General features: G+C 70.3%; 14 protein-coding genes. 10 read left to right on the top strand and 4 right to left on the bottom strand.

What is annotated here, in order from left to right:
- The first annotated feature begins 4 nt into the window (after positions 1 to 4).
- Genes ACFY9N_RS00435 through ACFY9N_RS00425 form a run of 3 tightly spaced genes read left to right on the top strand, consistent with a single transcriptional unit; the run spans position 5 to position 1,982 of the window.
- Entirely contained in the window at positions 5 to 397 is a 393-nt protein-coding gene (locus tag ACFY9N_RS00435) for a GntR family transcriptional regulator (RefSeq protein WP_391476173.1), read from the top strand.
- Complete coding sequence (locus ACFY9N_RS00430; protein WP_391476171.1) at positions 394 to 1,296, top strand: ABC transporter ATP-binding protein; 903 nt, start codon at positions 394 to 396, stop codon at positions 1,294 to 1,296. The genes ACFY9N_RS00435 and ACFY9N_RS00430 overlap by 4 nt, the downstream gene beginning before the upstream one ends.
- Positions 1,296 to 1,982 carry a hypothetical protein gene (locus ACFY9N_RS00425; protein ID WP_391476170.1) on the top strand — a complete coding sequence of 229 codons (687 nt, stop codon included), beginning with the start codon at positions 1,296 to 1,298 and terminating at the stop codon, positions 1,980 to 1,982. Before ACFY9N_RS00430 ends, ACFY9N_RS00425 begins: the two co-directional genes overlap by 1 nt.
- A gap of 117 nt (positions 1,983 to 2,099) precedes the next feature.
- On the opposite strand, the gene ACFY9N_RS00420 is transcribed toward ACFY9N_RS00425, so the two are convergent.
- A complete protein-coding gene (locus ACFY9N_RS00420; protein WP_391476168.1) occupies positions 2,100 to 2,681 on the bottom strand; it encodes a helix-turn-helix domain-containing protein in 582 nt (193 codons plus the stop codon).
- 74 nt (positions 2,682 to 2,755) lie between these two features.
- On the opposite strand from ACFY9N_RS00420, the gene ACFY9N_RS00415 reads away from it, so the two are divergent.
- Positions 2,756 to 4,108: an MFS transporter gene (locus tag ACFY9N_RS00415; protein WP_391476167.1), complete on the top strand. Its 1,353-nt coding sequence runs from the start codon at positions 2,756 to 2,758 to the stop codon at positions 4,106 to 4,108.
- Between the two features lie 137 nt (positions 4,109 to 4,245).
- Here ACFY9N_RS00415 and ACFY9N_RS00410 read toward each other — a convergent pair whose 3' ends face one another.
- The gene (locus ACFY9N_RS00410) at positions 4,246 to 4,464 is read right to left on the bottom strand and encodes an SCO4848 family membrane protein (protein ID WP_391476165.1); all 219 of its coding nucleotides are present in this window, start codon (positions 4,462 to 4,464) and stop codon (positions 4,246 to 4,248) included.
- A 248-nt stretch (positions 4,465 to 4,712) separates the two neighbouring features.
- On the opposite strand from ACFY9N_RS00410, the gene ACFY9N_RS00405 reads away from it, so the two are divergent.
- From ACFY9N_RS00405 to ACFY9N_RS00385, 5 genes are all read left to right on the top strand, one after another.
- Complete coding sequence (locus ACFY9N_RS00405; RefSeq protein WP_391476163.1) at positions 4,713 to 5,333, top strand: RNA polymerase sigma factor; 621 nt, start codon at positions 4,713 to 4,715, stop codon at positions 5,331 to 5,333.
- Positions 5,330 to 5,794, top strand: coding sequence for a hypothetical protein (locus ACFY9N_RS00400; protein ID WP_391476162.1), 465 nt, complete (start codon positions 5,330 to 5,332; stop codon positions 5,792 to 5,794). The genes ACFY9N_RS00405 and ACFY9N_RS00400 overlap by 4 nt, the downstream gene beginning before the upstream one ends.
- Positions 5,795 to 5,923: 129 nt before the next feature.
- Entirely contained in the window at positions 5,924 to 7,480 is a 1,557-nt protein-coding gene (locus ACFY9N_RS00395) for a S8 family serine peptidase (RefSeq protein WP_391476161.1), read from the top strand.
- A 124-nt stretch (positions 7,481 to 7,604) separates the two neighbouring features.
- Positions 7,605 to 10,073 (top strand): CHAT domain-containing protein, encoded by a 2,469-nt coding sequence (locus ACFY9N_RS00390; RefSeq protein ID WP_391476159.1) that lies wholly within the window; start codon positions 7,605 to 7,607, stop codon positions 10,071 to 10,073.
- 329 nt (positions 10,074 to 10,402) lie between these two features.
- Entirely contained in the window at positions 10,403 to 10,996 is a 594-nt protein-coding gene (locus ACFY9N_RS00385) for a short chain dehydrogenase (RefSeq protein ID WP_391476157.1), read from the top strand.
- A gap of 10 nt (positions 10,997 to 11,006) precedes the next feature.
- On the opposite strand, the gene ACFY9N_RS00380 is transcribed toward ACFY9N_RS00385, so the two are convergent.
- Entirely contained in the window at positions 11,007 to 11,306 is a 300-nt protein-coding gene (locus tag ACFY9N_RS00380) for a chorismate mutase (protein ID WP_391476155.1), read from the bottom strand.
- A 64-nt stretch (positions 11,307 to 11,370) separates the two neighbouring features.
- On the opposite strand from ACFY9N_RS00380, the gene ACFY9N_RS00375 reads away from it, so the two are divergent.
- Positions 11,371 to 12,579, top strand: coding sequence for an AI-2E family transporter (locus ACFY9N_RS00375; protein WP_391476152.1), 1,209 nt, complete (start codon positions 11,371 to 11,373; stop codon positions 12,577 to 12,579).
- Between the two features lie 192 nt (positions 12,580 to 12,771).
- Here ACFY9N_RS00375 and ACFY9N_RS00370 read toward each other — a convergent pair whose 3' ends face one another.
- Entirely contained in the window at positions 12,772 to 13,695 is a 924-nt protein-coding gene (locus ACFY9N_RS00370; RefSeq protein ID WP_391476150.1) for an ABC transporter substrate-binding protein, read from the bottom strand.
- Between the last annotated feature and the right edge of the window lie 86 nt (positions 13,696 to 13,781).

The following is a 13,781-nucleotide window of genomic DNA, read 5'->3' as shown; positions in this document are numbered from 1 at the left end:
ACGCGTGATCGAAGAAGGAAAGCCCCTCTTCCTGCAGATCGCCGAACAGATCGAGGACTCGATCGTCGACGGCTCACTCGCCGAAGAGGCCCAGGCGCCCTCGACCAACGAGCTCGCCGCGTTCTACCGCATCAACCCCGCCACCGCAGCCAAAGGAGTCGCGATGCTCACCGACAAGGGCGTGATCTACAAGCGCCGCGGGATCGGCATGTTCGTCGCCGACGGCGCCCGCGAACAGCTCCTCGGCGAGCGCCGCGCGGCCTTCGCCGACCGCTACATCGACCCGCTCATCGCCGAGGCCCGCACCCTGGGTCTCGACGCCACCGACCTCGCCGCTCTGCTCGCCGAGCGCGCGGCCCAGACCCCGACCGCACGAGAAGGGAAGACCCCCGCATGACCACCGTCATCGAGGTGCAGAACCTCACCAAGCGCTACAAGGACACCCGGGCGCTCGACGACGTCTCGCTCTCGCTCGAGGGCGGCCACATCTACGGCCTGCTCGGCCGCAACGGCGCCGGCAAGACGACCCTCATGTCGATCCTCACCGCTCAGAACTTCGAGTCCTCGGGCACGGTGCGCGTGTTCGGCGAGCACCCCTACGAGAACGCCCGGGTGCTCAGCCGCATCTGCTTCGTGCGCGAGAGCCAGAAGTACCCCGACGACGCCTACCCGCGGCACGCGTTCAAGGCCGCGAGCCTGTTCTTCCCGAACTGGGACCAGGCACTCGCCGACGAACTCATCACCGAGTTCCAGCTGCCCATGAAGCAGACGATCAAGAAGCTGTCGCGCGGTCAGCTCTCGGCCGTCGGGGTCATCATCGGTCTCGCCTCGCGCGCCGAGCTGACGTTCTTCGACGAGCCCTACCTCGGCCTCGACGCGGTCGCCCGCCAGATCTTCTACGACCGGTTGATCGAGGACTATGCCGAGCATCCGCGCACCATCATCCTGTCGTCGCACCTGATCGACGAGGTGTCGAACCTCATCGAGAAGGTCATCGTGATCGACCAGGGGCGCATCCTCCTCAACGACGACACGGATGCCGTGCGCGATCGCGCCGTGACCGTCGTCGGCGATGCCGCCGCGGTCGACTCCTGGGTCGGCGACCGCGAAGTGCTCCACCGCGAGGCGCTCGGGCGCGTGGCATCCGTCACCGTGCTCGGAGCCCTCTCGCCCGCCGAGCGCGCCGAGGTCACCGAGCTCCGGCTCGACCTCGCGCCCGTCTCTCTCCAGCAGCTGATCGTCCGACTCACCCAGAAGGCCGGGAACCCCTCGGCCGTCACGGAAGGGGCACTCTGATGCGACGCACACTCAACGTCGTCCGCCTGCAGCTCATCAACCGGCAGACCTTCATCTGGGTGCCGCTGATCATCCTCGGCTCCGCCGTGCTGATCTCGGTGCTCATCTACGCGATGATCCCCGTCGACACCCCCAAGTACGGCGGCGGCGGGCAGGCTCCGCTCTGGTACTTCTTCGCGATCGGTCTCTCGGCCATGACGCTGACGTTCCCGTTCTCGCAGGCGATGAGCATCACCCGCCGGGAGTTCTTCCTCGGCACGATCATCACGGCGATCCTCGGCAGCGCGTTCCTCGGCGTGATCTTCCTCATCGGCGGAGGCATCGAGACGCTCACCAACGGATACGGCGTCAACGGTTACGTGTTCTACCTGCCGTGGCTGTGGGAGGCGGGCCCGCTCGGCGCGTTCACTGTCTACTTCACGCTGGCGCTGTTCCTCTTCGTGCTCGGGTTCACCGGTGCGACGATCTACAAGAGCTGGGGCCCCATGGTGCTCACGATCGTGAGCGTGGGCCTGGCGCTCGTGCTCCTCGGCCTGGTGTTCCTCGCCACGCGCCTCGAGCTCTGGGGTCAGGTGGGCATCGCGATCATGGACCTCGGCGCCCTCGGCCTCGCCCTCTGGGGGCTGGTCGCGGTCGCGGTGCTCGCGGGAGTCTCGTTCCTCGCCTTCCGCCGCGCGAAGCCGTAGCCCCTCGCCCCTTCGACAGGCTCCGGGTCCCGCACACTGGGTCCCTGAGCTTGTCGAAGGGCCCCACACACACTGGGTCCCTGAGCTTGTCGAAGGGCCCCAGCCCCGAGACACCCCTCAAATCGTGTCGTCGGCGCCGATCACGTCGATCTGCCAATGGCGGCCCGCAGGGTCGGCGTCGTCGTGCGCCTTCTGCGCCTCGTCGAGCACCGCGTTCACCCGCTCCATCGCCTTCTCGAACTCGGCTTCGGTGAGCCGGATCGTGCGTTGCGAGAACGTCGCGTGCACCTCGGCCGTTCGTCCGGCGACGTACTCGGGCGTCCACGCGATCACGCGGCGGAACAGGTCCTGATGCTCCTCGGCGATCGCCGAGATCACGGCCGTGCCGAGCGCCTCGTCGACCACGGGGCTCTCGGGGCCGCCGACGTTGAGCGCCCCCTTGCGACTCGTCCAGACGCGGTCGCGGCGGTCGCGCGCGTGCTCGGGCGCCTCGACGATGAGTCCGGCATCCGCCAGTGCCCGCAGATGGAAGCTGACGCCGTTGGCCGGCACGTCGAGCTCGGCGGCGATGTCGGCCGCGCGCAGGTGCTCATGGCGTGAGAACAGGCGCAGGATGCGGCGGCGCAGCGGGTTCGCGAACGCCTTGAGCATCGCCGAGGTCATCCACTCGGCATCCGTCCCGGTCTCGTCGTCTGCCATGCGGCGAGTCTATCCGCACTCGAAGTTGCGCAATACTCCTTGCGCAACTGTTCTTGCGGATCTACCATCGACCCATGACCACCGCGACCGCCCCGCACCGCCTCTGGCGGAACGCGCGCTATCTCACGTGGCTCGCGAGCGACACGAGCAAGGGCCTCGCCGCCGCACTGTCGGGCTTCGCGATCCCCCTCCTCGCGCTCGTCGTGACGAACGACCCCGCGCAGGCGGGCATCATCGCCGGATCCGGCCTCGTCGCGCGCCTGCTGACGACCCTCGTCGGAGGGGTGCTCGCCGACCGTCACCGCCGGGTCGTGCTGATGCTCGTGGGTTCGCTGCTCGGCATCGCCCTGGCCACGGCGTTCACTCTGCTCGCCCGGGCCGACGCCCTCACCGTCGCCGTGCTGTTCACGATCAATCTGCTGCTCGCGGCGCGCAGCGGACTGTTCGACGTGGCCGGCGAGAGCGCGCTCAAAGAACTCGTCCCCGACGACGCCACGGGCCGCGCGCAGGCCGCCAATCAGGGACGGGATGCCGCGCTGCAACTCGCCGGCGGACCGCTGGGCGGCCTGCTGCTCGGCGTCGGCGGGTGGGCCGTCGGCCTCGCGATGACGGTGTGCCACGTGCTCGCCGCCGCCACGGCCGGGGCGCTCGCGCGCGGCGCGGCGGGGGCGGTCGCACGCGGGGTGGTGCGCGAGAACGGAGACGAACGGGCAGATGCTCGGCGCGTCGCGCTCCGACACGCCACGGATGCCGCCGATGGTCCGGGGTCTCGCACCGGCATCCGCCCGAGCGCGCTGGCCGAGCTGGGCGAGGCGTTCCGCTGGCTGCTCTCCCGCCCCGATCTCGGCGGGGTACTCGCGATCACGACGATCGTGAACCTGGGGTTCAACGCGGCGATCACCACGACGATCTACGCGCTGCAGCAGGACGGGCGCTCCGAACTGCTGATCGGGGCGCTGAGCGCCGGCGTCGGGGCCGTGATGCTCGCCGGCGCCGTGATCGCCCCGCTGCTGGTGCCGCGCATCGGTGCCGGCATCCTGACCGTCACCGCCCTGTCGGTCATCGCCGTCGCCACCGTCGTGCTGTCGTGGACGGTCGAACCGTGGGCGATCATCGCCGTGCTGGGCGCGGCGGTGCTCCTCGTGCCCGCGCTCAATGCCGGGATGATGGGCTACTTCATGGTCGCGACCCCGAGCCACCTGCTGGGGCGCGCGAACAGCGCCGCCGGAGCGCTGGGCATGGGGGCGCTGCCCCTCGGACCGCTGATCGCGGGGTTCGGGCTCGCCTGGTTCGGTCGCCAGAACACGATCCTCGTGTGCGCGGGGCTCTGCACGGTCGCGGTCATGCTGGCGATCGGCAACCGCGCGCTGCGCGCCCTCCCCGTCGAAGCACGGTGGGCCGAGCACGCCCGCCGCTACGAACTCTGAGCCGCGGCATCCGCTAGCCGTCTGCGGCTCGGTCGTGGCGCCAAAACCCCACGCCACCGCCGAAGCCCACCACCACCGACGTCGCGGATGATGGGTCTCGACGACACTGATGGGTCTCGACGGGCAGCCGAAGAGGCCTAGAGCGCGCCCGTGAGCGCGGCGATGCCGGCGAGCAGCGAGAGCAGGGCGAGGGTCAGCGCGATCGAGATCAGCACGATGTGCACGATCAGGAACTTCGTGGCCCTGCCGTTCGCGTCCTTGGCGCGCGGGTCCTTCGCGACGCGGCGGAGGAACTGCGGCCACGCGATCGCGTTGAAGGCGGCGTTGAGGAAGAGGATGACGGCGAGAAGGGTCACCCCTCCACCGTATCGGCCCGGCACGACGGCATCCGCCCGTTCCGCCCCCGCTCACGTGCACGGACGAATCACGTCTGCACGGAGCATCCGCCCGAGCCGCCATGCAGACGTGCGCGCTCCGTGCAGACGTGCGCACCCCGCACCCCGCACCCCGCAACCCATCCCCGAATTGATGGACTCCGCCCAATCGCGTCATGTATCAGAAAGCACTTGCCGTGCTCCTGGTAGGTGTGCTCACAATGTCTTTCATGATCGACGGTGCTCCCGGCACCGCGCTCGATCCTGCGTCGGACGACGGTCCCCCTCGCTGGCAGCATGCGGCGAACCTGTTCGACGCATGGCGCGAGGGCGACGGTCGCGCGATGGACGGGCTCGTCCGCTTGATGACGCCCGTGCTATGGCATGTCGTCCGGGCCTACGGACTCGAGCGCACCCTCGCCGAAGACGTGGTGCAGACCACGTGGATGCGTTTGGTGCGCGGTCATGCCTCGATCACCGACCCGCAGGCGGTGTCGGCGTGGCTCACGACGACGGCCCGCCGCGAGGCCTGGCGCGTGGGCAAGGCCCAGGGACGCATCGACACGACGGATGCCGACGACCTCGACGTGCTCCTGCCGGTGCAGGACTCGGCCGAGGAACGGGCGACGATCGCGGATGAGCGGCGGCGGCTGTGGGACGCGGTGCGACGCCTGGCCGACCGCTGCCAGCGCCTGCTGCGCGTGGTCGCGTTCGAGGACCGCCCCGACTACGCCCGTCTCGCCCAGGATCTCGCGATGCCGGTGGGGAGCATCGGCCCGACCCGGCAGCGGTGCCTCGCGAAACTGCGCTCGCTGCTCGACACCGCACCTCGGACGGAGGGGATCGCATGAGCGCTCAGGACGACGACACGCTGTTCGCCGAGCTGCGGGCGATGTGGCGCGACGCCGACCCCGTGCCCGACACTCTCGTCGAGCGGATGATCGCGGCCGTCGCCGCCGACGACCTGAACCACGAGTACGCGCTGCTGACGCTCATCGAAGACCGCCTCGGTGCAGTGCGCGGCGATACGGATGCCTTGACGCTGCAGTTCAGCGACGGCACGACGAGCATCCTGCTGCACGTGACAGCGAGCGCGGGCGGCCTGCGGCGCGTCGACGGATGGGTCGACACCTCGGCCGCCGAGATCGTGCTCGTGCAAGGGGACGAGGTCGAGACGATTCGCACGACCTCACCCGCCGAGACCGGCCGGTTCGTCTTCGACGAGGTGCCCCCGGGCCTGACCACGGTGCGCCTGACCACCACGGTCGGCGGCGAGGAGCGCACCCTCGCGACGCCGCGCTTCGAACTCTGACGCCGTAACCGCTGTATACCGCTGGACTGCTGTACCGCTGTAACCGCTGTGAGCTGTGGCGGTGCCCGCCGACCCGACGGGCACCGGGGATGGAACGCGGGGCGAGGGCCCGCGCAGGAAGGATGACGCATGGAGCAGCCGAGAGGGTGGAGTTGGCAGGACCGCGCGGAGGGATCGATCCGTCGGGGCACAGCCCTGGATCCGAGTGTGGAGCCGGTCGACGGCATCCGCGCGTTCCCCACCGCGTACCTGCCCACGCGCCTGCTGATCACGCAGGACCTCGAGAACGCCGAGGAGTACGACCGCGAGCTGCGCACCCTGCGCGACGCGGCCGACTCGTTCGGATGGATGCTCGAGATCGAGGCATCCGAGGGGGAGAACAGCGGCGAGCTGCTGCCGGGCGTGCCCGGGTTCCTCCGTGCGCGCCTGACGACCCCCGTCGAGTCGACGGGTGGTGAGTCGCCGGTCGCTCCGGATGCCTGGCGCGTGCTGCAGCGCGCCCGCCGCATGTCGCGCTCGACGATGCCGCGCACGAGCCTCGAGCACGTGCTGTCGATCGATCCGGTCGGGCTCAACCCGTTCAGCCGCACGAATCCCTTCAGCCGCACCAACCCGTTCAGCCGCACGAACCCCGTGCGCGGTGCCGGCGCGGGCGGCAGCGACGACTATCTCGAGCCGGGTCGCGGCGCGCGGCAGCCGGTGACCTGGCTGGGCCCGGCGCCTCGCCGGGGGCCCGACCCGAAGAAGGGGCGGCGCCCGGTCGTGGCGGTGCTCGACACCGGGTGCGGGGTACACGACTGGCTGCCCGACGACATCGTCACCCGGCACGTCGAACTCGACGGGGTGCCGATCGGCCTGACCGACGACGCCGACCCCGAGCGCTACCCCGACCTCTACGGGCAGCTCGACGGCGAGATCGATGCGGTGGCGGGGCACGGTACGTTCATCGCGGGCATCGTGCGTCAGGCCGCTCCGGATGCCGACATCCTCTCGGTGCGCGTCGCCGGAGCACTCGGCGTGGTCGATGAGAGCGACCTGCTGACGACGCTCGCGCAGGTGATCGAGTTGCTGCGGCGGTATCGCGAGAACCCGAAGACGGGGCATCCGATCGACGTGCTCAACCTGTCGCTCGGGTATTACCACGAGACCCCCGAGGACGGTCTCTACAGCCGCACGCTCTACGCACTGCTCGCCAAGGCGCGGGAACTCGGGTGCGTGGTGGTGTGCTCGGCCGGCAACGATGCGATCGACCGCCCGTCGTTCCCGGCGTCGCTGTGGGCGTGGCCGGGGGCCGACAACGGCATCGTCCGCGATCGCTGGGCTCCGCTCGTCTCGGTCGGGGCGCTCAACCCGTCGGCTCGGTCGGTGGCGCTGTTCTCGAACGTCGGTCCGTGGGTGCGGCTGTACGCGCCGGGTGCGGCGGTCGTGAGCTGCTCGCCGGCGTTCGTGGGCGGCCAGCAGGCGATGACCCGGGCCGACATCGACGGACTGCGACGCGAGACGATCGACCCCGACGACTACCGCGGCGGCTTCGCGGTGTGGAGCGGCACGTCGTTCGCGGCCCCGTACGTCGCCGGTCGGATCGCCGCCCTCCTGGGCGCGGTCTCTGTCGCCGGAGCCGATGCGGGTGCCGTGGAAGCGGCGGTGACCTCGGTCGTCGCCGACCTCCCCTCCCCGGTCGACTAGCCGTCCATTCCCGCTTTCGAATCGCTCACTTTTCGCTCCTCGGGGGTCGAAAACTGCAAAGTGAGCGATTCGAAAGCGTTGGGCTGGCTTCCCCCCGGGGGCCGGCACCCGGCATCCTGGGGGGATGCCCCTGTCCGCGAGCGAACTGCACCGGCGCGGGGTCGAAGCGGCCAACGCCCGACGGTTCGCGAAGGCCCGGCGCGCCCTCGACGACGCCGCCGCACGCACCGACGACCCCGACCTGCGGGCGCGGATCGACGGCACCCGGGCGTACGTGCAGGCGCAGACGGGGCATCCGTCCGAGGCGGAGCACCTGTGCCGCGAGGCGCTCGATCGCGCGGGCCTGAGCCCGGCGACCGTCGCACTCCTCAGCGGCCAGCTCGGCACGCTGCTCATGCACGGCGGCACCCTCGCCGAGGCGGAGACCATGCTCAGCCGCGCGATCGACGCGCTGGGAGCGACCGGCGACGAGAGCACCGAGCTCGCGAACTGCCTCATGAACCGCTCGATGGTGCGGATGCAGCGGCACGAACTCGCGGCATCGACCGATGACCTTCTCCGCGCTGTCGCGGTGTACGAGGCGAACGACGACGAGGAACCCCTCGCCGAAGCCCGCCACAACCTCGGCTACGCGGCGCTGCTCGGTGGGGACCTCGTGACCGCGCTCTCTCTCATGACCGCCTCGCGCCCGGTGTTCGCGGCGACCAGCGACCTCGCGACGGCGATCAGCGACCTCGACCGCGCCGAGGTGCTGCGCGATGCCGGACTCACGACCGAGGCCGAGGCCCTGCTCGCCCGGGTGGCGGCGCAGTTCGGCGCCCAACGGATGCCGCAGGCCCGGGGCGAAGCGGAGTTCCACCTGTCCCGTTCCCTGCTGCGGCACGATCCGGCGGCGGCCGAGCGCATGGCCCGCACGGCCGCCCGGCGCTTCGCCGCGCTCGGCAGCGAGGGCTGGGCGGCACGCGCCGACGCCGTGCGCCTCGAGTCGCGGCTGCGCACGCGCGCCTCGACACGCAACGCCCGCCTCGACGACGACATCGAGCGCACGGCATCCGCTCTCGCCCGCGGGGGCTTCCGCACCGAGGCGACCGCCCTGCGACTCGACGCACGCCGCGACGGCAGCGGACGGATGCCGCGACTCGACGCGAACGCCTCCACGACGCTCCGGCTCCGGGCGCACGAGGTGCGCGTGGCCCGGGCCGCAACCGGCGGGCGTCACACGGCGGCCCTGCGCGCCGCGACCGATGGCCTCGATCTGCTCACCTCCTGGCAGCAGTCGTTCGGCGCGCTCGACCTGCAGGCCTCGGTCGCGATGCACGGCACCGATCTGATGTTCGCGGGACTCCGCGCGGCGGCGCGCACGCGCGACCCCGAGGTGCTGTTCGAGTGGGCGGAGCGCGCCCGCCACCTCAGTCATCAGGTCGCCCCGGTGCGTCCGCCGGTCGATGACGCCCAGGCATCCGATCTCGCCGAACTGCGGATGCTGCGCGCCGATCTCGCCGGCGCCGACTGGACCGCCGACGCCCGCGTGCGCGTGCTGCGCGACCGGGTGCGCGAGCGGCAGTGGGCGGCGACCGGGGCGGGTGAGACCCGCGGGCGCCTCGACCTCGCCGGCGCCCGTGCGCAGCTCGAGCGCGGCACGGCGCTGCTCGCCTACCTCTACACCGGCGACGAGTTGCTGTGCGTCGCGACGACCGCGACCGGAGCTTCGATCGTCGAGCTGTCGTGGCCGCGGGTGCGTGCCGCGATGGACGGCCTCCGCGCCGACCTCGACGTCGCCGCCCTGACTCGCGGCGGCCCGATGTCGACGGTGATCGAACGGTCGCTGGCCGTGCGCCTTCAGACCCTCGACGACGAACTCCTCACCCCGGTGTGCGCCACCCTCGACCCGAGCGATGCGCACCGCATCGTGATCACTCTGCCGGGTGTGCTCGCCGGTGTGCCGTGGGCGATGCTGCCCGGCATGCACGGCGTGCCGTTCACGGTCGCGACCTCGGCCTCGCGCTGGGCCGAGGTGCGCACCCGTCGCGGCACGTCTCGCCGGCCCGAACGCATCGGCTTCGCGACCGGTCCGCGCGTGCCGCGTGCCGTGGAAGAGGTGCAGCGGGCGCGCGACGCCTGGGCGACGACGGATGCCGCGACCGTCTCCCTCCTCGGCGGCGAAGCGACCGTGTCGGCCGTGACCGAGGTCGCCGGAGCATCCGATCTGCTGCACATCGCCGCGCACGGACGGCACTCCGCCGACAACCCGCTGTTCTCGGGCTTCGAGCTCGCCGACGGCACGCTGTTCGGCTACGACGTCGATCTGATTCCCACGGCGCCCGAGACGGTCATCCTCTCGGCGTGCGAGCTCGGCCGATCGGCGGTGCGCTGGGGCGAGGAGGCGCTCGGCATGACGCGCGTGTGGCTGCACGCCGGCACCCGCTGCGTGATCGCCGCGCCGGTCACCGTGCCCGACGACGTCGCCTGCGAGCTGCTCGCCGCGGTGCACGGGCACCTCGCCGACGGCGTGGAACCCGCGCCGGCCCTCGCCGTCGCCGCGCAGGAGACCGGGCATCGAGCGCCGTTTCAGTGCCACGGCGCCGGGTTCTGATCTTTCTCGAGATTTTTCTCGACACGATGTATCACGAAGGGCGTGAGGCGCTCCTGTTCTTCGGAAGGTGTCGAACGCGAAAGGCTCCGAGCATCGGGGCGGGAGGGCGCGGTCGAGGGGGGTTCATCCGTGCACTGGGGAGTGCGGGAGGACGACAACCGACACCGACTGCTCAGAGATCACTGCGGCTCGGCTCCGTGATGGCCTCGGAAGGGTCCGGCGGACGGGGAACGCCGGGCCCTTCGTCTGCCCGCCCATCGGGCTCGCGCGACTGGGTCCCTGAGCCTGTCGAAGGCCCCGCCACGAGGAACCGGTGAAAGACTGATCCCATGAAGATCGTCGTCATCGGAGCATCCGGAAGCATCGGCCGCGTCGTCTCGGACACGCTCGAATCGCGTGGGCACGAGGTGATCCGCGCGTCGCGTTCCGGCGACGTGCAGGTCGATCTGGCGGATGCCGCCTCGATCGCCGCCCTGTTCTCCGAGGTGACCGAGATCGATGCCGTGGTCGTCGCCGCGGGTTCCGTACCGTTCAAGCACCTCACCGAACTCGATCGCGACGACTACACCGCGGCGTTCCTGGGCAAGACGCTGCCGCAGATCGAGGTCGTGCGCCAGGCGCTCACGCACCTGCGCGACGGCGGATCGGTCACCCTCACCAGCGGAGTGCTCTCGCGCGACCCGATCGCGACCGGTGCCGCGGCCGCGATGGCCAACGGCGCGCTGGAGTCGTTCGTGATCACGGCGGCCGCCGAGGCGCCCCGCGGCATCCGCATTAATGCGGTCTCCCCCGACGTGCTCGAGAACTCCCCCGGATACCACCGACTGTTCGCCGGGCACCGCCCGGTCGGCGACGACGAGATCGGTCGCGCCTACACGCTCGCGGTCGAGGGTCTCGTGACCGGGTCGACGATCACGGTCTGACCCGCCCGGATCAGCGCGACTCGGCCGCCGCGGTGTGGTGGCGGATGACCTCGGCCACCACGAAGTTGAACCACTTCTCGGCGAACTCGGGGTCGAGGTGCGCCTCCTCGGCGAGCGCGCGCAGACGGGCGACCTGCTGCTCCTCACGACCGGGGTCGGAGGCGGGCATCTCGTATTCGGCCTTGAGGTGACCGACCTGCTGAGTCGCCCGGAAGCGCTCCGCGAGCATGAAGATCAGCGCGGCGTCGATGTTGTCGATGCTGGCGCGCAGGCGCAGCAGTTCGGCCTTCGGATCCTGTGGCGCGGTCATGCCTCCACTCTAGAGCGCGCGAGAACGCCGGTGATCGGATGCCGTGCACCGCTATCGTGAGCACATGAGCAACGAGAAGCCGCCGGCATCCGCGCCCTCGGACGACGCCGCGTCGATCGAGGAGAGTTCGCCTACCGGTTCGCCGGCCGCCGAGTCTGCTGCCCCGTCCGCGACCCGCCCGCAGCGCGCGGTCGTGATCGAGCCGATGACGCCGAGCCGCTCGTTCTGGACCCGCATCGACCGCCCGTTCGTCTTCGGCTTCCTGCTGACCCTCGGCGGTCTCGCCGCTCTCGTGCTCGGACTCGCGATCTCGAGCCTCGCCACCGTCCTGATCTACATCGCGCTCGCCCTGTTCGCGGCGCTCGGACTCGACCCCTCGGTGCGCTTCCTCGAGCGTCGCGGACTGTCGCGGGTGATGGCGGTCGTCACGGTGATCCTGTCGCTCATCGTCGTCATCGCCCTGATCCTCTGGATGGTGCTGCCGATCGTGATCGAGCAGATCGCGAGCTTCGTGCGATCCGTGCCGGGCATGATCGCCGACTTCCAGCGCAGCGACATCTACGCCACCCTGAACGACCAGTTCGGCGACCAGTTCCAGGGGCTCGTCGCCGACCTGCAGAAGTTCCTCACCGACCCCGGCAACATCGCCAGCATCGGCGGCGGGGCGCTCCAGGTCGGAGCATCCATCGCCTCCGGCATCTCGGGGACGATCGTGGTGCTTGTGCTCACCCTGTACTTCGTCGCGTCGCTCTCCGGCATGAAGCAGAGCCTGCTGCGTCTCGCGCCGGCGCGCGACCGCGCGCGCGCCAGCGACATCACCGACCAGATCACCGACTCGGTCGGCGGCTACGTGATGGGCATGGTCGTGCTCGCGTTCTTCAACGCGATGCTCGCACTGCTGCTGTACATGTTCCTGGGGCTGCCGTTCCCGCCGCTCATGGCGACCGTGGCGTTCTGCATCACGCTGATCCCCCTGGTCGGATCGGTGCTGTTCTGGATCATCGGCACGACCCTCGCGCTGTTCACCAACCCGATCGCGGCATTGATCTTCGCCGTGATCTATCTCGTCTACATGCAGATCGAGGCCTACGTCATCACCCCGCGCGTCATGAACAAGGCGATCGCGATCCCCGGCTCGCTCGTCGTGATCGGCGCCCTCGCAGGGGGCACGCTGCTCGGCCTGCTCGGAGCTCTCGTGGCGGTGCCGGTCGCGGCATCCATCCTCATCATCATCAAGCAGGTCTGGGTGCCGAGGCAGGACGCCCGGGTCTAGGGTCCCGACCCTGCTCCCCCTCCGCTCTCTCCTCTCCACACCCCCGCTTTCGAATCGCTCACATTGCGGTTCGGGGGCATCGCTTTCTGCAAAGTGAGCGACTCGAAACGGATACCGCCACCGAACCCGTCCAGAACGCAGAAGTGCCCGGACCCTTCGGGGCCCGGGCACTCCCGGTGAGGCGGCTGGAGGTCAGATGAGACCCTGGTCCTCGAGCCACTTCTTGGCGATGTCCTTCGACGACTGCTGGTCGACCGTGCTGAGGACGTTCAGCGACACGAGCTCCTCGGCGGTGAGCTTGGCGCTGACCGCGTTGAGCACGTCGGAGACCTCGTCGGCGATGTCGCTCGAGACGATCGGCACGACGTTCGACGAGATGATCAGGTTCTCGGGGTCTTCGAGCGCCACGATGTCCTCGGTCTCGAAGGCCGGGTCGGCGGTGTAGATGTCAGCGACCTGGATCTCGCCGGCGAGCAGCGACTCGAGCGTGCTCGGACCGGTGGCCGAGAACTGCAGGTCGACGCCGTAGACCTCCTTGGCCGCGGACGGGCTGTACGGACGCTGCTCGAACTCGGGAGCCGCGCCGATCGTGACCGGCGAGGGCGCCTTCGACAGGTCGGCGATCGAGGTGATGCCGTACTCGTCGGCGAAGCTCTTGAGCACCGTGTACGTGTCCTGGTCGGATGCCTCGGCGAAGTCGAGAGCGGTCAGGCTGTCGGGCAGGGCGTCCTGCAGGGCGGCGTAGACGTCGTCGGGGCTGGTGACATCGACCCCGTCCTTCGACAGGTACTCGAGCAGGCTGCCCGTGTACTCGGGGAAGACGTTGATCGCGCCGGACTCGACCTCGGGCATGTACGCGTCGCGCTGACCGATGTTGAGCTGCGTCTCGACGTCGAAGCCGGCGTCGGTCAGAGCCTGGGCGTAGATCTCGGCGATGATCTCGTTCGAGTAGTACGCCTGCGAGCCGACGACGATCGTCTCGCCGCCGCCCGAGCCGGCGCTGTCGTCGGACGGCTCGTCGAGCGGGTTGCTGCTGCCGCAGGCGGACAGGGTGAGCGCGGCCGCGGCCACCAGGCCGACGGCGAGGACGGAGCGCTTGCCTCGTGCTGTGAACATGGACTTCCTCTTCTCTGGAAACTGCTGGGGACTTCGAGTGCTGTGGATTCAGGTGGGTGGCGCCGAGCGCATGCTCCGGCGGGGCG

The organism is Microbacterium sp. NPDC008134, assembly GCF_042957055.1.
Classification (GTDB): Bacteria; Actinomycetota; Actinomycetes; order Actinomycetales; family Microbacteriaceae; genus Microbacterium.
Note: the sequence above shows the minus strand (reverse complement) of the source record. Positions and strands in the feature narration are given on the sequence as shown.